Raw genomic sequence first — 22,504 nt, 5'->3', positions numbered from 1 at the left:
CTTGCCAAAACTTTCGTCAAAAATATAACACTTGACACAAATCGATCAACTGGAATAATTTTGCCAAACGGAATAATTTGAAGGCTCCCTCATGTCAACCGCAGCACCGGTCAAACCGACAACCTCGACACCGCCGATCGCACGCCACGCCGACACCCCGACCGCCAGGACCGTGGAAGCCGCCGAGACCACGCAGACGCCGGGCCGGCCCGAGGCGCCGGCCAACCGTCGTCGCAAAACGATTCTGCTGGGTGCGCTGGCAGTGGGCGTCGTCGCGGGTCTTGGCTGGGGCGCGCACTGGTGGTTCGTTGCGCGCTTCATCGAGTCGACCGACGATGCCTACCTGCAAGCCGACAGCATGACTGTCGCGCCCAAAGTGGGCGGCTACGTAACGGAAGTGTTAGTGCGCGACAACGAAACGGTGAGCGTTGGTCAGCCGCTCGTGCGGCTCGACGCGCGCCAATACCAGGCCGCCTTCGACGAGGCACAGGCAACCGTGCAGGCGCGCGAAGCCGATGTCGCGCGCGCCGAGGCCGAACGCGCCCAGCACACCGCGACGATCGCGCAAGCGCGCGCCGAACTCGACGGTGCGCGAGCGGACGCGCGCTACACGGCGGGTCAGGTCAAACGCTATGCGCCGCTCGTGGCCACCGGCGCGGAAACCGACGAGCGTCTTGCCGAGCTGCGCAATGCCAGCACCCGCGCCGACGCCACGCTCAAGAGCCATCAAGCCAGCGTTCAGGCGAGCGAGCGTCAGGCCGACACGCTCGACGCCGCGCTGGCGCAGGCCAAGGCGCAATTGACGGTCGCACAGGCCAGTGCGCGCAAGGCGGAACTCGATCTCGCCGACACAGTGGTCAAGAGCACGCTGGCCGGCCGCATCGGCGATCGCGCCGTGCGCGTGGGCCAGTTCGCTCAGCCGGGCACGCGGTTGCTGACCGTCGTGCCGGTGCAAAACGTGTATCTGACGGCGAACTTCAAGGAAACGCAGGTGGGTCATATGCGGCCCGGCCAGCCGGTGACGGTTCACGTCGACGCCCTGCCGAGTCAGCCGATTCACGGCGTGGTCGATTCGCTCTCGCCGGGCACGGGCGCACAGTTCGCCTTGCTGCCCGCGCAGAATGCGACCGGGAACTTCACGAAGATCGTGCAGCGCGTGCCGGTGCGCATCCGGCTCGACGTGCCGGCATCGCTGCGCACGGTGCTGCTGCCGGGCCTGTCGGTGACGGCGGACGTCGACACCCATCGCCGCGATACGGCCGCCCCCGCCAAGCAGGCGAGTCGGGCCGATCAAGCAGATCGGGCGAGCGACCCCGTGGTACAGCTCGCGCTCAGCGCGCCACTGAACGCCCTCGTCGGCCCCGTCACCAGCGCGCCGTCGAACGCCGACGCCGCACCGTCATCGGCAAACGTTGGGGCGCAACGTGGCTGAGCGTGGCACGATGGACACATCGTCGATCACTTCGCCTTCGTCGTTTGCGTCGTCTCCGTCGCCCTTGCCCATCGAGCCGACGCGCGACCAGGCGCGGAGTGCCGTGGCGGCCGGCAGCGGCGGGCATGGGGGACCTGGCGGACGCGGGGGAAACCCAGGCGGTGTCGCCGCGAACGCCGCCACGCCGCGCAACGCGTCGGCGTCGGACTGGATCGCCGTGGCGGCCGGCGCACTGGGCGCCCTGCTGGCCACGCTCGATATCTCGATCACCAACTCCGCCCTGCCGCAAATACAGGGGCAGATCGGTGCGTCGGGCACCGAGGGCACCTGGATCTCGACCGGCTACCTGATGTCGGAAATCGTCATGATTCCGCTCGCCGCGTGGCTCACGCGCGTGCTCGGTCTACGGCGCTTTCTGATGCTCAACGCCGTTTTCTTCACGCTCTTCTCGATGATGTGCGGCGCATCGAGCAGTCTGGCCGAGATGATTGTCGGCCGCATCGGACAGGGCTTTGCCGGCGGCGCCATGATTCCGACAGCGCAGATGATCATCCGCACGCGCCTGCCCCGCCACCAGATGCCCGTGGGCATGGCAATGTTCGGCCTGATCGTACTGCTCGGCCCGCTGCTCGGCCCGGTGGTCGGCGGCTGGCTCACCGAGAATGCCAACTGGCGCTGGTGCTTCTTCCTGAACCTGCCGATCTCGGCGACTATCGTCACGTTGCTCATGCTCGGCCTGAAGCGCGAACCGACCCATCTGCAGGCGTTCTTCAAGGCAGACTGGCTGGGTATCGTGGGCTTGACCATCGGCCTGAGTACGCTGACCGTGGTGCTGGAGGAAGGACAGCGCGAACGCTGGTTCGACTCGCCGCTGATCGTCTGGCTCTCGATCGTGTCGGCCATCGGCATCGCCATGATGCTGGTGGCGCAGTTCACGGCGGAGAAACCGATCGTCAAGCTCTCGCTGCTGGGTAACAGGAATTACGCGAGCGTGATCTACATCGTGTTCACGGTGGGCGCGGGACTCTATGGCGTGTCGTATCTGCTGCCGCAGTTCCTCGCGACGATCGCGGGCTACAACGCGCAGCAGTCGGGCAACATCATGCTGCTCTCGGGGCTGCCTGCCTTTCTGATGATGCCGTTCCTGCCGCGCCTGATCAGCCGCGTGGACATTCGTCTGCTCGTGATTCTCGGGCTGCTGTGCTTCTTCGCCAGTTGCATGCTCGACATCGATCTGACCGCGCAAAGCGTGGGGCATGATTTCACGATGTCGCAATTGCTGCGCGGCGTGGGACAGATGCTCGCGATGATGCCGCTCAACCAGGCGTCGATGGCGGCCGTCGAGGCGCAGGACGCGGGAGACGCCGCCGGTCTGTACAACATGGCCCGCAACTTGGGCGGGTCCGTCGGACTCGCGTTGCTCGGTACGCTGATCGACCGGCGCACCGCCTATCACGACGCCATGCTGCGCGAGACGATCACTGCCAACAGTTCGCTGGGTCAGGCGCATCTTGCCGCCAACGCGGCGAGCTTCTTCGCGCAGACGGGGGATAGCGTGCATGCGCAATTGCAGGCCACCGCACAGCTGGCCGCCGAGATCGCGCAGCAGGCGAGCGTGATGACCTTTTCCGAAACTTTCTATGCACTGGGGATCGCGCTGCTGCTTTGCGTGCCGCTGGCCCTGCTGCTCAAGCAACCGACCGGCTTCAGTTCGGGCGGACATTGACCGATCATGACGCTGCATATCCGAACGATGGCCCTCGCGGCCGCCCTTCTCGTCACCGGCTGCACGGTTGGCCCCGATTATCGTGGCGCGCCCGAGGTGGCGGCCAATGCCCTGCGCACGGGCGCCACGTATGCGCATGCCGGAGACGGCATCGCGGCGCATACGCCGGGGGTCGCCCGATGGTGGACGACGCTTGGCGATGCGCAACTCACGGCGCTGATCGACGACGCCATCGCCCATAGCCCGGATATCCGCGCGGCACAGGCGAAGGTGCGCCAGTCTCGCGCGAGCCTGCGCAATCATCAGGCCGACCTGCTGCCCAAGGCGGGACTCGATCTCGCGACGCTGCGCACGCGCTCGCCCGATCTGAGCCTGCTTGGCGGCAATGGCGGAAATGGCGGCAGCGGCAGTGGTCGCGGCCCGCTCGACTTGTATCTCGCCGGGTTCGACGCGAGTTGGGAGATCGATCTGTTCGGCGGCACGCGACGCGCTGTCGAGGCCGCCAGCGCGGACGCCGATGCGGCGTCGGAGGATCTCGCGGACGCCCACGTACAACTCGCCGCCGAAGTCGCACAGGCCTACGTCGCCTTGCGCGATCAGCAGGCACGGCTGGCGCTGGTGCGCGACTCGGCACAACTCGAAGGCGAGATGCTCGATCTCACCCGCCAGCGTCGCGCGGGGGGCGTCGCGTCGGAACTCGACGTCGAACGACTCATCACGCAGGTGGAACAGACGCAATCGCGCGTGCTGCCGCTCGAAGCGGACGTCATCGAATCGCTCGATCAGTTGGCGCTGCTCACCGGCCGTGCGCCGGGTGCGTTGGACACCGAGCTGTCGGTTCCCAGGGCCTTGCCGAGCGTGCCGAAGACGGTCGCCATCGGCGATCCGTCCGCGTTGTTGCAGGCACGCCCGGACATCCGTGCGGCAGAACGTCGCCTGGCGTCGCAGAACGCCCAGATCGGTGTGCAAACGGCCAACTGGTTTCCGAAGCTCTCGATCATGGGCGAACTCGGATATTCGGCGCTGGATCCGGGCCATCTGGTGCGTAAAGACAACTTCAGCTGGATGACGCTACCGCGCCTGCAATGGAATGTGCTCGATTTTGGACGCGTGCAGGCGAGCGTCGACGGCGCGAAGGCCGGTCGCGATCAGGCGCAGGCGAAGTATGAAAGTGCCGTGCTCAGCGCGTTGCGCGACGCCGACGTGGCACTGGCACGTTACGGGCATCAGCGCGAAAACGTATACCGTCTGCGCAGTGTGGAGGCCTCGGCCACGCGGGCCGCAACGCTCACGCGTCAACGTTATCGCGCCGGCACCGCAAGCACGCTCGATTGGCTCGATGCCGAACGCACGCGCTTTTCCGCCGAGCAGGACCGGGTCGCGGGCGATGCGCAACTGCTCAAGTCGTTCGTGACGCTACAGAAGGCGCTGGGTCTGGGATGGCAGGTGGGATCGACGCCGGGTTCGACGACGGGGTAAGGGACACGCGATACGATGCATCGCCGAACAAGATGACAATCGGGCGGCGCGGTCATCTTGACGGGCGGCGCAGGCAAGACGGGCATCGCATGGCAACGTACTTTTCGGCGGCGCCAATGAAAAAACGCTCCAGAAGCTTTCGCGTCTGGAGCGTTTTTACCAACTGAGTTGGTGCGGCTGGCAGGATTCGAACCCACGACCCCTTGGTTCGTAGCCAAGTACTCTATCCAACTGAGCTACAGCCGCATTTACTACACGCGAGACCCGATCAGGCGATGCTGCTGCTGTCGGTTCGCCTTCTCATCGACGCGGGCCGAATGTGCATGACATGCGGCGCGTCACTGGGAAGGACTCTCCCGAAAAACGGAGGGTCTCCCCGTGAGGAGACCCTCGAAATAAGTGGCGCGGCTGGCAGGATTCGAACCCACGACCCCTTGGTTCGTAGCCAAGTACTCTATCCAACTGAGCTACAGCCGCGTCGTGAGAACAGAATTATGTAAGAAACCCGCCTACCACGCAAGTGATTTTTGCAATTCTTTTGTCATAACTCCGATTTCCCTACCGTATCGCGCATTCCATGCGGGATTAGCGCGGAATCATCCGCACTGGCAAGTCTTTGCAGCTAGAGCAATTACTCCACGCAAACCCGCGTCGAATCAGGGCTTTCCATGTGCGCCCATGCGCGACAGCACGGTATGCTACGGCTTTTTGCAGCGCGTCGAAGGGCGCGTTTGCCGCACGCGCGAGACCGGATCGGCAAGACAATCGGTTCGGCTCCCTCTCTCGCGCGGCCAAAAGAAAAATGCGACGAAACCACGCACCGCGCGCCTACGCTCTTCCCCCGGCGACGACAATGCGATAAAAACCATATTCAAGGAGGCGCTCATGGAAAAAGTCTGGCTCAAGAGCTATCCGCCCGGCGTGCCGGCCGAGATCGACGTCAACACGTATCGTTCGCTGAACGATCTGTTCCTGCAGAGCTGCCGGAAGTTCGCGAATCGTCCGTCGTTCACCAATCTCGGGGTGACGATGACATTCGCCGAGCTCGAGCGCCAATCGCGCCACTTCGCCGCGTATCTGCAAAGCCTGCCCGGACTCGAGCGCGGCTCGCGCGTGGCAATCATGTCGCCGAACCTGCTGCAATACCCGGTCGCCGTCTTCGGCATCCTGCGTGCCGGGATGGTCGTCGTCAACGTCAATCCGCTCTACACCGCGGGTGAACTCGAGCATCAACTCCAGGATGCCGGCTGCGGCGCCATCGTCGTGATCGAGAACTTCGCCGCCACGCTGCAAAAGGCCTTGCCCAACACGCCGGTCAAGCACGTGATCACGACGGCCATCGGCGACCTCGTGCCCGCGCCGAAGCGCTGGATCGTGAACTACGTGGTGCGCCACGTGAAGAAGATGGTGCCCGAGTGGCACATCCCGCACGCGGTGCCGTTCCGCACCGCGCTGGCGAACGGCGCACGCGCCACGCATCAGGAAGTGCCACTGGGTCACGACGACATCGCGTTCCTGCAATACACGGGCGGCACCACCGGCGTTGCCAAGGGCGCCATGCTCACGCATCGCAACATGATCGCCAACATGTTGCAGGCGCGCGCCTGGATCGGCGAGGGACTCCAGGAAGGCAAGGAAATCATCGTCACCGCCCTGCCGCTCTATCACATCTTCTGCCTGACGGCGAACTGCCTGGTGTTCCTCCAACTGGGCGCACTGAACCTGCTGATTACCAACCCGCGCGACATGCCCGGCTTCGTGAAGGAATTGGGGAAGTGGCGGTTCACGTTCATGACCGGCGTCAACACGCTGTTCAACGGGCTGCTCAATACCCCGGGCTTCGACCAACTCGACTTCAGCGCACTCAAATGCGCACTCGGCGGCGGCGCCGCCGTGCAACGGGCGGTGGCCGAGCGCTGGCAGAAGGTCACGGGCCATGCGCTGATCGAAGCTTACGGTCTGACCGAGACATCGCCCGCCGTGTGCATCAACCCACTCGGCAGCGAGTTCAACGGCTCCATCGGCCTGCCGATCTCGTCGACGGAGGTGAGTATCCGCAACGATGCCAACGAGGCGCTCGGCTTCGGACAGGAAGGGGAAATCTGTGTGCGCGGCCCGCAAGTCATGAAGGGCTACTGGAACCGCCCTGACGAGACCGCCAAGACCGTCACGCCCGACGGCTGGCTGCGCACGGGCGACATCGGCACGATGGACGAACAAGGGTACGTGCGCATCACCGATCGCAAGAAGGACATGATCATCGTGTCGGGCTTCAATGTGTACCCGAACGAGGTGGAGAGCGTGTTGGCCATGTGCCCGGGCGTGCTCGAATCGGCCGTCGTCGGCGTGCCGAGCGAGCGTACCGGCGAAGCGGTGAAGGCCGTGATCGTCAAGAAGGCGCAGGACCTGACGGAGAAGGCCATCGTCGACTTCTGCCGCGAACACCTGACGAACTACAAGGTGCCGCACGTGATCGAGTTCCGCACGGAACTGCCCAAGACGCCGGTCGGCAAGGTGCTGCGCCGCGAACTGCGCTAACGATTCACGTCATCGAGTTGTCTCGTCGTCCGTAACGACATTCAGAAACGTGGACGCCGCGTTGACAATGGCCGGGAGCCATCCCGGCCATTGTCATTTCAGACGGCGAAACATCGTCGTCTCGATCGAGAGATCGGCCTCGATTGGTAACTTTTGGTTACAGACGTGACGTGCACACCTTGGTACAACAGGAGCACGTCAGCGAAGCTTTCAGGCGGCACGCGTCGTGATTCGCGTCAAAACGTAAGCGGCGGCCGCCATGCCGAAGGTGGCCGTGACACACACGCTCGAGCCGAAACCGGCGCAGTTCAGGCCCTGTGGGCCCGCAACGGCATTCGCCGCTTCAGCGGGGGTGCACGCCGCTTCCGGGTACTGCAACGGCTCATCCGAGTACACGGCGGGTACGTTGAACTTGGCTTTCGGCCCACGGACAAAACCATGTTGCTTGCGTAATTGCGCGCGCACTTTGGCCAACAGTGGATCCTGGATCGTGCGGGTGAGATCGTCGATACGGATGCGTGTCGGATCGATCTGACCGCCGGCCCCACCCACGGTGATCAGACGCTGCGCATGCGCCACGCACCACGCGATGAGTGCCGTCTTCACGCGGACGCTGTCGATGGCGTCGACGACCCAGTCGAAGCCGCCGCCCAGCATGGCGTCGAGGTTGTCCAGGGCAACGAAGTCCTCGACCAGCGTGAGTTGGCAGGCGGGATTGATGGCCAGGATTCGCTCGGCCATCGCGGTCACCTTCGGCTTGCCGAAGTTGCCGTCGAGGGCATGCACCTGACGATTGGCATTGCTTTCGGCGACGTTATCGAGATCGATGAGCGTGAGCCGGCCCACGGCGCTGCGCGCCAGTGCCTCGGCCACCCACGAGCCAACGCCGCCAATGCCGATGACGGCCACGTGCGCGTCACGCAGGCGCGCGAGACCGTCGTTACCGTACAAACGCGCGACGCCGCCGAAACGGCGGCCGGCGTCAAAATCTTCCTCCGGTGGCGGAGTGGGCACCGGAGCAAACATATTCGACGGGGTACTGTTCATGATGCGATGGGTAACGTCCTTGAAATGGCTGGCGATCACGATGGTCGCCATCGTGCTGGCATTCGCGGCGTTCATCACGTGGTTTGACTGGAACTACGCCCGGCCCTTCATCAACCGGGAGGTGAGCACCGCGACCGGTCGTCCGTTCGACATCCGGGGTGACCTCTCGCTGCACTGGCTGGCCCCGAACGCCAATGCCCCGGGGCTGGGGCGCTGGCTGCCGCGGCCTCGCCTGATCGCGAATGATATCGTGTTAGGCAATGTTGCGTGGAGCCAGACGCCGAACATGATCACGCTGGGCCGGCTCACGTTCTCACTTGAATGGCTGCCGCTGCTCGACAAGCACGTGGTCCTGCCCGAAGTCGCCTTGTCCGCGCCGAAGGTGCTCATCGAGCAGCGGGCCGACGGGCAAAACAACTGGACCTTCACGAAGGGCGACGGCAAACCGTCGCCGTGGACACTGCGCATCGGCCGCCTGATTCTCGAAGACGGTGAGGTCCACGCCAATCTCGTGCCGCAGCAGCTCGATCTGAACGCGAACATCGCCACCATCGACGGCCAGGCACCTTACGGCATCGGCATTTCGCTCAAAGGCACCTTTCGCAAGGTCGCCGTCACCGGCCACGCCCGCGCGGGCGACGTGCTCTCACTCGAAGATTCCGGCGATCCCTACCCGCTTGATGCCGACGTGCGCATCGGACGCACGCAGATCGCAGCCATTGGCACGTTCACGAATCCGGCCACGCTCTCCGCGCTCGACATGCATCTGCGCCTGTCCGGGCCGACGATGGCCGACCTGTATCCGATTACCGGCGTGCTGCTGCCGCAAACCCCGGCCTACGAGACCAACGGTCATCTGCTGCATACGGCGGGCGTGTGGCGTTATGAACGCTTCCAGGGCAAGGTCGGGCAGAGCGATCTGTCCGGCACCCTGGTCTTTCGTCAGCGGCAGCCGCGCAATATCCTGCAGGGCGCGGTCGTGTCGAATCAATTGCGGCTGGTCGATCTCGGTCCGCTTGTCGGCGCACAGAACCCTTCGGGCGGCGGCGATCTGACGGGCAAGCCTAAGGCGCCGCCGTCCGACAAGGTGCTGCCGGTCGACCCGTTCAAGACCGATCGCTGGCGTGCCATCGACGCCGACGTGCAGTTCACCGGCCGCAAGATCATCAAGGACAAACGCCTGCCGATCGACAACCTCGTCACCCATCTCGTGCTCGACGACGGCGTACTCTCGCTCCGGCCACTGGAATTCGGCGTTGCGGGCGGACGCATCACCTCGACCCTCGTGCTCGACGGGCAGACCACGCCGATGAAGGTCGATTCGCAGGTCTCGCTCCGCCACCTGCAGATGAAGCAATTGCTGCCGGACGTCAATCTGATGAAGACGAGCGTCGGCGAGGTCAACGGCGACGCCGCACTCACGGCGACCGGCAACTCGATTGCCGCGCTGGCCGGCTCGTCGAATGGCGAGATCAAGACACTGATCGACCGCGGCTCGATGAGCAAGCTGCTGCTGGAGTATCTGGGGCTCAACGTCGGTAATATCGTCGTCACCAAACTCTTCGGCGACAAGCAGATCGAGATGCGATGCGCGGCCGCCGACTTTGCCGTGCGCGACGGTGTCATGGACGCGCGTACGTTCGTCGTCGACACCGACGACACGAGCATTGGCGTTACCGGACAGGTCGATCTCAAGCGCGAGCACTTCAATCTGACCATCCGGCCCGAGCCGAAGCACTTCGGCCTCCTGTCCTTGCGCTCGCCGCTCTATGTGCGGGGCACATTCAAGCATCCGGACGTCGGCGTGAATGTCCCCACGCTGATCGCCCGCGCCGGGGGCGCGATCGCACTGGGCGTGCTCGCGCCGTACACGGCACTCGTGCCACTGCTCGAACTCGGCCCGGGCAAGGACAGCCCTTGCGGCGAACTGCTCGCCAGCCTGAAGCGTCCCCCCAGCCGCCATCCGTCGGCGGTCAAGCCGGTGCCCGGCGCGAACGGCAATCCGGCCGGCGGCCAGCGCGAACCCCGCGCATCGGCCACGGCCCCGACGTTCGGGCCGGGCCGCGAAACGCCCTGACCGCCCATGCCGATCACGTCGCCGTCGCTCGGTCAACGCAATGCCCATGCCCGCGCTAGGGAATTGTCGCTGCCGCGCCACGCAACGTCGCGGATGGCGCCAACCGCACCCTCCATTAGTTCACTCCTTAAATATCAAGCACATGACGCGAATCGCCCGTCCCACGGTGCATTCGGAGAATCGATGCGCCGGCAATGCGGCAAATCGCCTCTTGCGCACGTTCGCCGAGTCTTCGCTATACTGTGTCGCAACCCCACCCGCAACAGACCGACACCGATCGTCGTGACCCAGACGCTTTCTCTCGCGGACCTGCGCAAAAATTACGCCCTCGGCTCACTTTCCGAGACCGATGTCGCGCCCAGCCCGTTCGATCAATTCCGACGCTGGTTCGAGCAAGCGCTCGCGGCCCAACTGCCCGAGCCCAATGCCATGACGCTCGCCACCGTCACGCCTGACGGCCGGCCCGACGCTCGCATCGTACTCATCAAGGGCGCGGACGAAAACGGATTCACGTTCTTCACGAATTACGAGTCGCGCAAAGGCCGCGAACTGGCGGCCACGCCTTACGGCTGCCTGCTGTTCCACTGGATCGAACTCGAGCGCCAGGTGCGCATCGAGGGCCGTGTCGAGAAGGTGAGCGAAGCGCAGAGCGACGCGTATTATCATTCGCGCCCGGTGGGCTCCCGTCTGGGGGCCTGGGCCTCGGTACAGAGCGCCGAAGTGTCGGATCGCAGCATCATCGAGCAACGCGAGGCGGAATTCCGGCGCCAGTTCGGCGACGCCCCGCCGCGACCGCCCCATTGGGGGGGCTACCGGCTCCTGCCGGAGACCTTCGAATTCTGGCAGGGCCGCGAGTCGCGCCTGCACGATCGCATCAAATATTTCCAGCTTGCCGACGGATCCTGGCGCGTCGCGCGCCTGTCCCCGTAATCATGATGTCGGCGACGCCGACGCGGTACGCCTGCCTGCCCGTTTGACGAGGAGACGTCACTGTGCCGTGCGCTACGGAATGAAGTTTTTTTGGTGACACTTGGAGCATATCCATGTTGTGGGAGAAAAAACTCGAAAACTGGGTCAGCGGCGTCAAGACATCCTCCAACCTGCCGATCCGCCTCGCGCTCTGGAATGGACAGCACTACGATTTCGGCGCGTTCGATAACCCCAGCGTAACGTTGCGCATCAATGGCCCCGCGGCTGTGACGCGTCTGTTGAGTCCCAGCCTGGACAATCTCGGCGAGGCCTATGTGAAGGGCGAGATCGACGTCGAGGGCAAGCTCGTCGACGTCATCGACATGAGTTACGCCCTCGCCGGCAGCAGCCTCACCACGCTCGGCCCGCTGGAACGTGCGGTGCGCCACTACACGCACAGCAAGAAGTCCGACAAGCGCTCGATCGAGTTCCACTACGACGTGTCGAACGAGTTCTACCAGCTCTGGCTGGACAAGAACATGGTCTATTCGTGTGCCTACTTCGAGAACGGCGACGAAGACCTCGATACGGCGCAAGAGAAGAAGATCGATCACATTCTCACCAAGATCGCCTTGCAGCCCGGGCAGACACTGCTCGATATCGGCTGCGGCTGGGGCGCCCTTGTGATTCGCGCTGCGCAGAAGTTCGGGGCGAAATGTGTCGGCATCACGCTGTCGCAGAATCAGTTCGATCTGGCCACCGAACGGGTCAGGAAACTCGGCCTGACGGATCGGATCGAAATCCGCATCCAGGATTACCGCGACGTGGAAGGTCAGTTCGATCGCATCACCAGCGTGGGGATGTTCGAGCACGTTGGACGCAAGAACCTGAAAGACTACTTCGCCAAGATGGCGTCGCTGCTTAAGGACGACGGCGTCGCCATGAACCATGGCATCACGTCGACCGATCCGGATAGCGGCGAAACGGCGATGGGCGGCGGCGATTTCATTGACAAGTACGTGTTCCCCAACGGCGAGTTGCCGCACATCAGCCTCGCGCTCGAATCGATGCAGCGCGGAGGACTCGAAGCAAGTGATGTGGAAAGCCTGCGCCGTCACTATGCCCGCACCCTCGCGCTCTGGTCCGAGCGCTTTGAAGCGCACGCCCCGCGTCTGCGCGAACTGGCGGGCGAAGAGCGCTTCCGCGTCTGGCGCGTGTACCTGGCGGGCTGCGCGTACGCGTTCGAGCATGATCACGTCTCGCTCTATCAGGTGGTCTGCCGCAAGGCGGGTCAATCCGCCACGCGTCTGCCCTGGTCGCGCCGTTACATGTACGAGAACCGATGAGCCAGTTCGATCTGTTTGGCACGGCGCCTGACGATCCCGCGACAGGCGGACGTGCCAGGCAGGTCGATGGCGACACCGAGGCACCAGCAAGCCACGCCCCTCGCGCCGGTCAAACACGCCGCGGCGGTGTCGGTGCGGCAGATCTTCCCGGCGACGTGCATCGGTTGGGCGAGCGGCTACCCGGCTCGATTCGCCTGGGCACCTCGTCGTGGTCGTTCCCGGGCTGGAAAGGCATTGTCTGGGACGACGACTACAGCGACACCAAGCTCTCGCGTCAGGGGCTCACCGCATACGCGAGCCATCCGGTGCTGCGTTGCGTGGGGATCGACCGGTCGTTCTACAAACCGATGTCGATTGTCGAGTATCAGAAGTACGCGCAGCAGGTGCCGGAGGACTTCCGCTTCCTGGTCAAGGCGCCCAGCGTCGTGACCGACGCCCTCTTGCGCGGAGAAAAAGGCGAAGGCCTGAGCGCGAACCCCTGCTTTCTCGACGCGCGAATTGCCGCCGAGCAGTTCGTGACCCCGTGCCTGACCGGGCTCGGGTCGAAGGCGGGCGTGCTGGTGTTTCAAGTGTCGCCCTTGCCGTCGGATCTGCTGCGCGACATCCCCGCCCTGATTCACCGTATCGAAGCGTTCTTCGCCGCGCTGCCGCCACTGCCACAGGGGGACACTACGCCCGAAGGCCTCGCCGCTCCCGGGCCGTGCTACGCACTGGAAATTCGCGACGGCGCGTTGCTCACGCCGCGTCTCATGCGCTCGCTCGGGCCGTTGGGGGTGCGCTATTGCCTCGGCCTGCACGCGCGGATGCCGCATGTGGAGCGGCAGGCCGCGGCACTGGCGATGCTCGACGAAGCGGGCGCCGGGCCACTCGTGGTGCGCTGGAATCTGAACAGTGGCCATCGCTACGAGCAAGCCAAGGCGAAATACGCGCCGTTCGACAAGATTGTCGATCCCGACCCGGTAACGCGCGACGTGCTGGCCGCGCTGGCCGCCCACTACGCCGTCGCTGGCCATCCCGTGTACGTGATCGTCAACAACAAGGCCGAAGGCTCGTCGCCACTGTCGTGCCGCGCGTTGGCCGAACGTATCGTCGAGTTGTCTTCGACACCGTCGCTCGCCAGCGCGGAGTGACGATGGCCTGCCCGATGCGACGACGGAACGACGTGAAGACGTGAAGACACAACCACGCCACGCTCGGCACGCGGCACGCACCCCTCGCGAAAACGACAATGGCCCGAGCCGGCATCTGCGCCAAACTCGGGCCATCGTGATTGCACTGCGAAGCGGCTGAACGTCCCGGGAGGTGCTTGAACGCTCCCGAACGCCCTTACGCTTTACGCCACGAGATGCGGAATCGGCACGTCCGGATTCACGTCGGCCTCGTAATCCACACCGTCGATCTCGAATCCAAACAAGCGCAGGAATTCGTGCTTGTAGCCGGCGAAGTCCGTGAGGTCATACAGGTTCTCGTCGGTCACCTTGTCCCACAGTGCTGCGACTTCAGCTTGCACGTCGGGCGAAAGCTCCTTCTGATCGGTGCGCACACGGCCTTCGTCGTCGAGCTTTGGCGTCGCGCCATACAGGCTGTCCTTGTACAGGCCGTAGATCTGCTCGATGCACCCCTCATGCGTGCCCTTGGCCTTCATCACCTTGAACAGCAGCGAGAGGTAGAGCGGCATCATCGGGATGGCCGAGCTGGCTTGCGTGACCAGCGCCTTGAGCACGGCCACGCGCGCGTCGCCGCCGCTGGCCGCGAGTTTGGCGCGAAGGCCCAGCACCTTCTCGTCGAGATCCTTCTTGGCCGCGCCAATGGACCCATTCCAGTAGATGTCGTGCGTGAGCTTCTCGCCGAGATACGTGAACGCCGTGGTCTTGGCGCCCGGGGCAAGCACGCCCGCCTCGGCGAGCGCATCGATCCACATCTGCCAGTCTTCGCCGCCCATGACGGCCACCGTGTTGTCGATCTCTTCCTGCGTGGCCGGCTCGAACACCGACGCCTTGACGACTTCCTTGTCGGTATCGATACCGCGCAACGTCACCGACTTGCCCACCGGTTTGAGCACCGAGCTGAACACCTGCCCCGTTTCCGGATGCGTGCGGCGCGGCGACGCCAGGCTGTAGACGACCAGATCGACCTGACCGAGATCCTGCTTGATCGTCTCGATGGTCTTGGCCTTGATTTCCTTGGAGAAGGCGTCGCCGTTGATGCTCTTCGCGTACAGCCCCTTCTCGGTGGCGAACTTGTCGAAGGCTGCCGTGTTGTACCAACCCGGCGTTCCCGGCTTGGTCTCGCTACCGGCGCGCTCGAAGAACACGCCCAGCGTTGCGGCGTCGCTGCCGAAGGCGGCGGTAATGCGCGCGGCCAGGCCGTAGCCGGTCGACGCACCGATCACGAGCACCTTCTTCGGGCCGTTCGCAATCGCACCCTGCGCCTTCACATACGCGATCTGTTGCTTGACGTTGGCCTCGCAGCCGACAGGATGGGTGGTGACGCAGATGAAGCCGCGCACGCGTGGCTTGATGATCATGGAAACCTCGTTCACAAAAATCGGAGATGCCGGCTCACCCGGCAAACACCGCGCATTGTAAACGAGGTCGGGACCGAGCCGGCATTTTGACGGGGGGTTCTCGCACCCCATGCTTTGGCTTTCAGACACCCGGCGAAGTCCGTTCGGACAACGCCGAACGGTTCTCGGCTTATTCGGGTGCGGCCACGGCCGAGCGATCGTGTCGCTTGGGAAACTGAATCTGCCGGATACGGCGCACCAGCAATGCGGCGGCAATCGCCGCGATGCCCGTGAGCAGCACCCCCGCGTGGACGGCGTTCACGAGCGTCTGGCGAGCGGTTTCGACCAGCGGCATGCCGTCGATTCCCATGGCCCGCAGATCGGTCAACAGGTCGGCACGCAGGACCGGATCGATCAGGATGCGCGGGTCGAGCGCGCGCCCGACGGCATGGGCCGCCGGCGTACCGTCGTAACCCGACACCACACCGGCCACCCCGTTGGCATACCAGTGATTGACCAGCGTGCCCACAATCGTCGTGCCGAGCATGCCGCCGACCATGCGCGTCGACTGCAACAGCGCGGTGGTGATGCCGAAACGTTCGCGCCCGGCGATTTCCTGCCCGAACACGTTCATGTTGTTCAGGATGAAGCCGATGCCAATGCCCGCACAGCCCATCATCAGGGCGATCATGCCGTGCGACGTCACGCGATGGGACAGCCCCACCCCGGCCGAGGCCACGGCCAGCAGACAGAACCCGAGGATCAGCATGTTGGTCGGACGCGACAGGCGCACCACGATCGGCGTATTGATGAAGCTGCCCAGCGCGATGCACGCGGCGAGCGGTGTCGCGATCAAGCCGGCCGCCTGCGGGCTGAGACCGAAGCCGCCCTGCAACAGCAATGGCGCGAAGAAGATCAGCGAGTACATCACGAAGCCGATCAGCACCGACAGTGTGAAGAGCACCACGAGCTGCGGGTGACGGAACATGTCGAGCGGCACGATGGGATGGGTGGCGCGCCGTTCCGTGCGCAGCAATACCCAGAAGCCGATCGCGACCCCGGCAATCAACAGCCCATTCCCGAGCGATGCGCCATGGGCCGGCAAGTTCTCGATGAACACCTGGAAGCCGCCGAGTACGACGGCGATCCACAGTGCGCCACGCCAGTCGACGCGCACGTCGCCTTGATGTGCCGACGGAAACTTGGGCAGGTATCGCCAGACAAAATACAGCGCCGCCAGACCGACCGGCAGGTTCACGAAAAATGTCGAGCGCCAGCCGAAATGCTCGGAGAGCAGCCCCCCCAGCGATGGCCCCGCCGCCGTGCCGATGCCATAGGCCGTGGTGATCACGACCTGCCAGCGCACGCGCGAGCGAGCGTCCGGGAACAGGTCGGGCACGGAGGCGAAAGCGGTACCGACCATCATGCCGCCACCGATCCCCTGCAATCCGCGCGCGAAAACGAGGAACGGCATGTTGGGGGCCAGACCGCAAAGCACCGAGGCGACGGTAAAGGTCAGCACCGAGGCGATCACGAACCGGCGACGACCGAAGTAATCGCCAAGTCTTCCGAACACCGGCACGGTCACGACGGAGGCCAGCAGGTAAATGCTCGCGATCCAGGCGTAATACTCAAAGCCCTTGAGTTCGGCGACGATGGACGGCAATGCAGTACTGACGACGGTCTGGTCGAGAGCGACCAGCATGTTGACGAGCGCAATGCCAATCATGGCCATCAACGCATCGCGAAAAGGCAGGGGGCGCACGGCGGGCTACCTGAAGACTACATGGAGGGGAGCCGCCATTTTACGTGAAAATTAATGAACATATGAACGGTTAGGCGCGGCGCGGGTTTCCGGGCCCTATCGCCCGCGATGCCCCGGCGGGCGGGGATCCGACCGTGCGAAATCCACGATGGCAACTGTCTTCGAAGAAAATTCAACGGCAGATCGAGTCACATTCACGAACACGGCTACCGCCCCACCGCGCGTCGCCGCCCTCGTTTCGCCAGAACGCGGCGTTGTCCGATACCTCTTTCGGAGACTCCTTTAGCCCAACGGCATACGCACTCGGCATCATGAGTGTGTCCCGGTCGTTGACCGCGTTTGCCGATCATCGCCCGTCGTTGGCCCCCATCAGGAGATACGCCCATGAGACATCGCCCCGTGCGCAACGACTATCGACGCTGGCTGGAGACGCAGGCCGCTGCGGCGTCGGGCGACGCGCCGCACGCGACGCTCCCACCCCCAGCACTTCCCCCACTGCCCGCTACGTTGCCATTTGCTGGCTATGTGGTTTGGTGCTACGGGAGCGTTACGTATCTAGACATTCGCTTCGATCACCATCGCTTCGAGATCGTCACGCAACAGGTACCGCGCGCCGCCGAAGCGTTTTACTTCGACAGCCTCGACGCCGCCTACGCGCATGCCGCCGACGTCGGCGAGCCTTGCCTGATATTGTTCGCCGAAACCGCAGACGCGCCCGTGCGTATCGTTGGATGACACGCCAATGCGCTTCGACGGCGGGCGCGCCCCGCGCGTCGCTGAATTACGCGGCGAGTCGCGCCAGGCGATGCCCGGTCCGCAACGGCACGGTCCGTCGGCCAAGCCTCCCGAGCAACGCCCGCCGAACGCCCGTTGAGCGCCCGTTGAGCGCCCGCGGTCCGCGTTAAGCCGCCGTCTTGAGCCTGCGCGCAAACTTCTCGCGGAATTTCTTGAGCTTCGGCGCCACGACATACGCGCAGTAGCCCTGATCGGGATGCTGGCGGAAGTAATTCTGGTGATACGCTTCGGCGGGCCAGAACGTCTGCGCGGGCACCACTTGCGTGACGATCGGATGCGCATAGGTCATCTCGGCCATCAACTCGGCGATGAGATGTTCTGCCGCCGTTTTCTGCGCCTCGTCCTGATAGAAGATGGCGGAGCGATACTGCGTGCCGATGTCGTTGCCCTGGCGATTGACGGTCGTCGGATCGTGGATCTGGAAGAACACGATCAGCAGTTCCTCAAACGTGACGACGCCGGGGTCGTACGTCAGCCGCACCACTTCCGCGTGACCGGTCTCGCCCTCGCAGACTTGCTCGTAGGTCGGGTTGTCGACATGACCGCCCTCGTAGCCCGAGACTACGGACTTGACGCCATCGAGCTGCTGGTAGCAGGCCTCGAGGCACCAGAAACAACCACCGGCCAGCGTGGCAACTTCCATATGGGTATTGCTCAGGGAGTTCGTCTGCTCTGTCATCATGACCTCGCTTGTCGACTATGATTTTGCCGCGGCGCACCAAACCAATAGGGCGGGCGATCCATGGTTCGATCGCCCGCCCTATTGTCGCGCAGAAGTCCGGTGAACGGCGCAAATAACCCTATGCGGCCCGCATGTCGCGCCCGCGCATGACTAACGACCTAGCACTGAAATTGCGTGATGAGCGGATGCAGCAGACGCGCACCGACGCGGGCCGTGAGACCGTCGCGGTCGTACGTCGGGTTGTACTCGGCGATATCCGCCACGCGCAGCTTGCCCGAACGACGCACCACACCGATCAGCGCCTCGACCACTTCGAGCGCCACGCCATGAGCCGCCGGCGCCGACACCCCCGGCGCCTTCTCGCCCGGCAAAACGTCCATGTCGATGGTCAGGTACACGTGGCTCACCTCGGCGAGCATTGCATCGAGTCGTTCACACATCTCCGGCAGACGATGCGCCAACATGGCCTCATCGAGCCAATAGTCCACCTGCAACGCCGCCGCCCGCTCGAACAGTGCGTCGGTATTGCTGTAACGGCTCACGCCAAGACACGCGTAGCGGAAAGGCGCCTGACGGCCCGCGAGCCACTGCGAGATTTGCCAGAAGGGGGTCCCCGAACTGGCGCTCGGCTGGGCACGCAAATCGAAGTGGGCGTCGAAGTTGAGGATCAGGATCGGCTCGTCGCGCAGGCGGTCGCCGAAATGCTCGGCCACGCCAAGGAATGTGCCGTAGGCGATCTCGTGTCCGCCGCCCAGTACCACCGGACGGGCGCCCGCCGCCAGTACCTCGGCCACGCGATGGCCGAGCGCGGCCTGCGCCGCTTCGAGCCGGCCGTCGGCACACACAATATTGCCGCCGTCGAACACCGCGGGCGAGCCCTGCACAGGCAGGCTCGCCAGCGCGCGACGCAGCATGTCCGGGCCGGCGACGGCGCCCAAACGTCCGTGATTCCGGCGTACGCCTTCGTCACTGCAAAACCCCAGCACAACGGCGCCACCCGCGACCTGCGACGCGTCGTAGTCGCGCAGCACCTGATGCAGACGCAGGGTGTGGCCGGCTTCACCAGTATCCACGCGGCCTTGCCAGACCGTTCGATCGATTGTCATACGTTTTGCCTGCCTTGCCTTACCGTGCAATAACCGCTTGCAGAAACTCCCGCGTACGCGCTTCGCGCGGCGCGGTGAAGATCTGCTCGGGCGACCCGGCTTCGATGATCCGGCCCTGGTCCATCACCACCACGACATCCGCCACTTCGCGTGCGAACCCCATCTCATGTGTGACGACGAGCATCGTCATGCCGTCGTTCGCCAGCGTCTTCATCACTTGCAGGACTTCGCCCACCAGTTCCGGATCGAGCGCCGACGTCGGCTCGTCGAACAACATGACCTGCGGCTGCATGGCCAGCGCGCGGGCAATCGCCACACGCTGCTTCTGGCCGCCCGAGAGCGTGCCGGGGAAGACGTCCGCCTTTGCAGCCAGCCCCACCTTGGCGAGCAGTTCGCGGGCCAGTGTCTCGGCCTCGGCGGCCTTCATGCCGCGCAGCTTGCGCGGCGCGAGCGTCACGTTCTCGAGCACCGTCAAGTGCGGGAACAGATTGAACGACTGAAACACCATGCCCACTTCGGTGCGCAGTTGATTGAGGGCGTTCTCGCCCATCATCTTGCCGTGATCGACGAGCTTGTGGCCGACAATCTCGATCGTGCCCTGCTCGGCCGTCTCCAGCCCGTTGCAGCAGCGCAGGAACGTACTCTTGCCCGAGCCGCTCGGGCCGATGACAACGACCACCTGGCGCGCATCGACTTCGAAATCGATGCCCTTGAGTACCTGAAGGCTACCGTAAGCCTTGCCCAGTCCTTCGATCTTCAGGATAGGCGCGCCGAATTCCTTCTTCGCTTCGTTCATTGCACGGCACCTCCGGCACGCAGGGACTTCTCGGCGCGCTGCAGCAGCAGCGTGGTGGTGCTGGTCAGAATCAGATAGACAAACGCAATCGCCAGATACACTTCGAGCGAGCGGTACGACACGCTGATGATCTTCTGGCCTTCGTGCATCACGTCGTGAATCGTGAGCAGCGACACCAGCGCAGAGTTCTTGATCAGCGCGATGAATTCATTGCCCAGCGGCGGGATCATGCGCACGATCGCCTGCGGCAGAATCACCGAACGCATGGCCATGCCGTAAGGCATGCCGAGCGAGCGGGCGGCTTCCATCTGACCACGTTCGATCGACTGGATGGCACCACGCACAATTTCCGAGACGTAGGCGCCGCTATAGATGCCCAGGCCCAGTACACCGCACAGGAATGCCGGCAGCAGAATGTTGAACTGCGGCAGGCCGAAGAACAAAATGAAGAGTTGCACCAGCAGCGGCGTACCGCGAATGAATGTGACGTAGGCGGTACAAATGCTGTAGCGAATGCGATGCGCCGGGTTCAGGCGGCCCATGCCGATCAGCAAACCCAACACGCAGCCCAGCGCCAGCGCACAGGCCGTTACCTCGACGGTCACGAGCGCGCCCCGCGCGAGGTCTTGCCAGTTGGCCCACACCGGCGAAAAATCGAGTTCCATGCGTACTCCGTCAGTAGCTCTACGGCTTTATTGCGTCGGCGGGCGCCGTCTCCCCATTCGGGGCGACGATCCACCCGCCCGGTATTACGTTGGCATTACGTTGGTGAAAAACTTACTTCGCAGCACCGAAGTACTTGGTGACCAGCGCGGCGTAGGTGCCGTCGGCACGCACCTTCTCAAGCGCCTTGTTCATCTCGTTGGTCAGCTCGGTGTCGCCCTTGCGCACGGCAAAACCATAGCGCTCGACCGTCAGCGTCTTGTCGAGCACCTTCACGACCGGGTTCGCCTTCGCGTACAACAGCGCCGCAGGCTTGCCGGTCACGGCGGCGTCGGCGCGGCCAATCTTCACGAGTTCGAACATCTGGTCGTTCTTCTCGACTTCCACGCGCTCGACCTTCGGGTAGCTTTCCTTCAGGAACTGCACCGACTTCGTGCCCACCTGGACCGACACCTTCTTGCCGTTCAGGTCGGCCGGTTCCTTGATGGCCGTGTTGTCAGCCTTGACCAGAATCGCCAGACCGCCGGTGTAGTACGGATGCGTGAAATTCACGACCTTCAGGCGCTCGTCGGTGATATAGATCGCCGATGCAGCCACGTCGGCACGCTTTGACAGCACGGCCGGGATCAGGCCCTTGAAATCGATGTCGATCCACTCGATCTTCTTGCCCATGACCTTGCCGAGGGCTTCGATCATCTCGACGTCGAACCCGGTACGCTTGCCGTTTTCCACGTATTCGAACGGCGGGAAGGTCGCATCGGTGGCGACACGCAGCACGTCGTCGGCCGCGAAAACCTTGCTCGAGCAGGTGATGGCCAGCGCCATCGTGAACAGGATGTGACGCAATTTCATCTGGGACTCCTTCGTGTAGTCTCGGTCGGATAACCGGTTAAAAGTATTGCAATCGATTCGAAATACGCTCGGCTGCCGCCAACGTGAGGCGAATCAGCTCATCGTGGCGCTGAGCCACACGCACGGCCGGCGCCATCAAGGTGATGGTGCCTTCCAGACGCTCCTTGGCGGCGAACACCGGGGCCGACACGCCCCAGACGCCGAAGTCGACTTCGCTTTCGGACACCGCATACCGCTGCTTGCGGATCTCCTCGACCTGCGCAACCAGACGCTCCTGCGCCACCGGCTGGCCCGCCAGTTGTCGGCTGATCAAGCTCTCGCGCGTGGCTTGCGGCAGGAACGAGAGCAGCGCCTTGGCGGAAGCGCCATGCACCAGCGGGTGGGCACGCCCCTTCGCAAAGGAGCAACGCAGCGATTGCTCGCTCTCGTGCATGTCAAGGCAAACGACCTGGCCATTCGCGGCGACCAGCAGACCCACGGTCTCGCCGGTGCGCTGCACGAGGGCTTCGATTTCTTCGCGTGCCTGAGTGACAAGATGCGAGTTGTGGTCGAAACCCCACGCCAATTGCACGCCGACCGGGCCCGGTTCGTAGAGCGCCTCATGGGCGTGCTCCTGCACCAGGCCCCACTTCTTGAGCGGCACGAGGTGGCGGTAAACGGTAGAGAGCGGCAAGCTCGTTTGCGCGGCGATCTCGCGTGCCGCGATCGGTCGTCCATGACGTGCGACCGTCACAAGCACTTGCAACACGCGCTCTGAGACCGATTGCGCTTCGGTGGTGTCCATC

General features: G+C 64.0%; 18 protein-coding genes and 2 tRNA genes. 9 read left to right on the top strand and 11 right to left on the bottom strand.

Going from position 1 to position 22,504, the window contains the following annotated elements; translation table 11 throughout:
* The first annotated feature begins 91 nt into the window (after positions 1 to 91).
* From PanNE5_RS13780 to PanNE5_RS13770, 3 genes are read left to right on the top strand one after another with little or no spacing between them, the layout of a single operon-like run.
* The gene (locus PanNE5_RS13780; RefSeq protein WP_261938162.1) at positions 92 to 1,432 is read left to right on the top strand and encodes an HlyD family secretion protein; all 1,341 of its coding nucleotides are present in this window, start codon (positions 92 to 94) and stop codon (positions 1,430 to 1,432) included.
* A 10-nt stretch (positions 1,433 to 1,442) separates the two neighbouring features.
* Positions 1,443 to 3,158: a DHA2 family efflux MFS transporter permease subunit gene (locus PanNE5_RS13775; RefSeq protein ID WP_261938161.1), complete on the top strand. Its 1,716-nt coding sequence runs from the start codon at positions 1,443 to 1,445 to the stop codon at positions 3,156 to 3,158.
* Between the two features lie 6 nt (positions 3,159 to 3,164).
* Positions 3,165 to 4,637, top strand: a complete 1,473-nt coding sequence (locus PanNE5_RS13770) for an efflux transporter outer membrane subunit (protein ID WP_017235020.1) — start codon at positions 3,165 to 3,167, stop codon at positions 4,635 to 4,637.
* A 169-nt stretch (positions 4,638 to 4,806) separates the two neighbouring features.
* On the opposite strand, the gene PanNE5_RS13765 is transcribed toward PanNE5_RS13770, so the two are convergent.
* Both PanNE5_RS13765 and PanNE5_RS13760 read right to left on the bottom strand, forming a co-directional pair.
* Positions 4,807 to 4,883, bottom strand: a tRNA-Arg gene (locus PanNE5_RS13765).
* 154 nt (positions 4,884 to 5,037) lie between these two features.
* Positions 5,038 to 5,114 (bottom strand) — tRNA-Arg (locus PanNE5_RS13760).
* 408 nt (positions 5,115 to 5,522) lie between these two features.
* Here PanNE5_RS13760 and PanNE5_RS13755 point away from each other — a divergent pair.
* A complete protein-coding gene (locus PanNE5_RS13755; RefSeq protein ID WP_017235019.1) occupies positions 5,523 to 7,175 on the top strand; it encodes a long-chain-fatty-acid--CoA ligase in 1,653 nt (550 codons plus the stop codon).
* A gap of 210 nt (positions 7,176 to 7,385) precedes the next feature.
* Here the strand turns inward: PanNE5_RS13755 and tcdA are convergent, their stop codons facing one another.
* Positions 7,386 to 8,222 (bottom strand): tRNA cyclic N6-threonylcarbamoyladenosine(37) synthase TcdA, encoded by an 837-nt coding sequence (tcdA, locus tag PanNE5_RS13750; protein WP_026132159.1) that lies wholly within the window; start codon positions 8,220 to 8,222, stop codon positions 7,386 to 7,388.
* Between tcdA and PanNE5_RS13745 the strand changes: the two genes are divergently transcribed.
* From PanNE5_RS13745 to PanNE5_RS13730, 4 genes are all read left to right on the top strand, one after another.
* Positions 8,221 to 10,299: an AsmA family protein gene (locus PanNE5_RS13745; protein WP_261938160.1), complete on the top strand. Its 2,079-nt coding sequence runs from the start codon at positions 8,221 to 8,223 to the stop codon at positions 10,297 to 10,299. The genes tcdA and PanNE5_RS13745 overlap by 2 nt on opposite strands.
* Positions 10,300 to 10,581: 282 nt before the next feature.
* On the top strand, positions 10,582 to 11,229 hold the full coding sequence (gene pdxH / locus PanNE5_RS13740) for a pyridoxamine 5'-phosphate oxidase (RefSeq protein WP_017235016.1): 648 nt from the start codon (positions 10,582 to 10,584) through the stop codon (positions 11,227 to 11,229).
* A gap of 113 nt (positions 11,230 to 11,342) precedes the next feature.
* Positions 11,343 to 12,554, top strand: a complete 1,212-nt coding sequence (locus tag PanNE5_RS13735; protein WP_261938159.1) for an SAM-dependent methyltransferase — start codon at positions 11,343 to 11,345, stop codon at positions 12,552 to 12,554.
* On the top strand, positions 12,551 to 13,684 hold the full coding sequence (locus PanNE5_RS13730; protein WP_261938158.1) for a DUF72 domain-containing protein: 1,134 nt from the start codon (positions 12,551 to 12,553) through the stop codon (positions 13,682 to 13,684). The genes PanNE5_RS13735 and PanNE5_RS13730 overlap by 4 nt, the downstream gene beginning before the upstream one ends.
* A gap of 203 nt (positions 13,685 to 13,887) precedes the next feature.
* Here the strand turns inward: PanNE5_RS13730 and fabV are convergent, their stop codons facing one another.
* Together fabV and PanNE5_RS13720 are read right to left on the bottom strand one after the other, a co-directional pair.
* Positions 13,888 to 15,081, bottom strand: coding sequence for an enoyl-ACP reductase FabV (gene fabV, locus PanNE5_RS13725; protein WP_261938157.1), 1,194 nt, complete (start codon positions 15,079 to 15,081; stop codon positions 13,888 to 13,890).
* A gap of 169 nt (positions 15,082 to 15,250) precedes the next feature.
* Positions 15,251 to 16,789 (bottom strand): MFS transporter, encoded by a 1,539-nt coding sequence (locus tag PanNE5_RS13720; RefSeq protein WP_261939847.1) that lies wholly within the window; start codon positions 16,787 to 16,789, stop codon positions 15,251 to 15,253.
* Between the two features lie 420 nt (positions 16,790 to 17,209).
* Here PanNE5_RS13720 and PanNE5_RS13715 point away from each other — a divergent pair, with 420 nt between their 5' ends.
* On the top strand, positions 17,210 to 17,560 hold the full coding sequence (locus tag PanNE5_RS13715) for a hypothetical protein (protein WP_017235011.1): 351 nt from the start codon (positions 17,210 to 17,212) through the stop codon (positions 17,558 to 17,560).
* 166 nt (positions 17,561 to 17,726) lie between these two features.
* On the opposite strand, the gene msrA is transcribed toward PanNE5_RS13715, so the two are convergent.
* The 6 genes from msrA to PanNE5_RS13685 all read right to left on the bottom strand — a co-directional run bounded on the left by msrA (position 17,727) and on the right by PanNE5_RS13685 (position 22,503).
* Positions 17,727 to 18,302: a peptide-methionine (S)-S-oxide reductase MsrA gene (gene msrA / locus PanNE5_RS13710; RefSeq protein WP_232424681.1), complete on the bottom strand. Its 576-nt coding sequence runs from the start codon at positions 18,300 to 18,302 to the stop codon at positions 17,727 to 17,729.
* Positions 18,303 to 18,460: 158 nt separating this feature from the next.
* A complete protein-coding gene (hutG, locus tag PanNE5_RS13705; RefSeq protein WP_017235009.1) occupies positions 18,461 to 19,408 on the bottom strand; it encodes a formimidoylglutamase in 948 nt (315 codons plus the stop codon).
* Between the two features lie 19 nt (positions 19,409 to 19,427).
* Positions 19,428 to 20,204, bottom strand: coding sequence for an amino acid ABC transporter ATP-binding protein (locus tag PanNE5_RS13700; RefSeq protein ID WP_017235008.1), 777 nt, complete (start codon positions 20,202 to 20,204; stop codon positions 19,428 to 19,430).
* Positions 20,201 to 20,869, bottom strand: coding sequence for an amino acid ABC transporter permease (locus PanNE5_RS13695; RefSeq protein WP_261938156.1), 669 nt, complete (start codon positions 20,867 to 20,869; stop codon positions 20,201 to 20,203). The genes PanNE5_RS13700 and PanNE5_RS13695 overlap by 4 nt, the downstream gene beginning before the upstream one ends.
* 112 nt (positions 20,870 to 20,981) lie before the next feature.
* Complete coding sequence (locus PanNE5_RS13690) at positions 20,982 to 21,719, bottom strand: transporter substrate-binding domain-containing protein (protein WP_017235006.1); 738 nt, start codon at positions 21,717 to 21,719, stop codon at positions 20,982 to 20,984.
* A 37-nt stretch (positions 21,720 to 21,756) separates the two neighbouring features.
* Positions 21,757 to 22,503: an IclR family transcriptional regulator gene (locus tag PanNE5_RS13685; protein WP_017235005.1), complete on the bottom strand. Its 747-nt coding sequence runs from the start codon at positions 22,501 to 22,503 to the stop codon at positions 21,757 to 21,759.
* Between the last annotated feature and the right edge of the window lies 1 nt (position 22,504).

It is taken from the genome of Pandoraea sp. NE5, from assembly GCF_024363545.1.
Classification (GTDB): domain Bacteria; phylum Pseudomonadota; class Gammaproteobacteria; order Burkholderiales; family Burkholderiaceae; genus Pandoraea; species Pandoraea cepalis.
The sequence above is the reverse complement of the archived record's forward strand: the minus strand, read 5'-3'. Positions and strand labels throughout refer to the sequence as shown.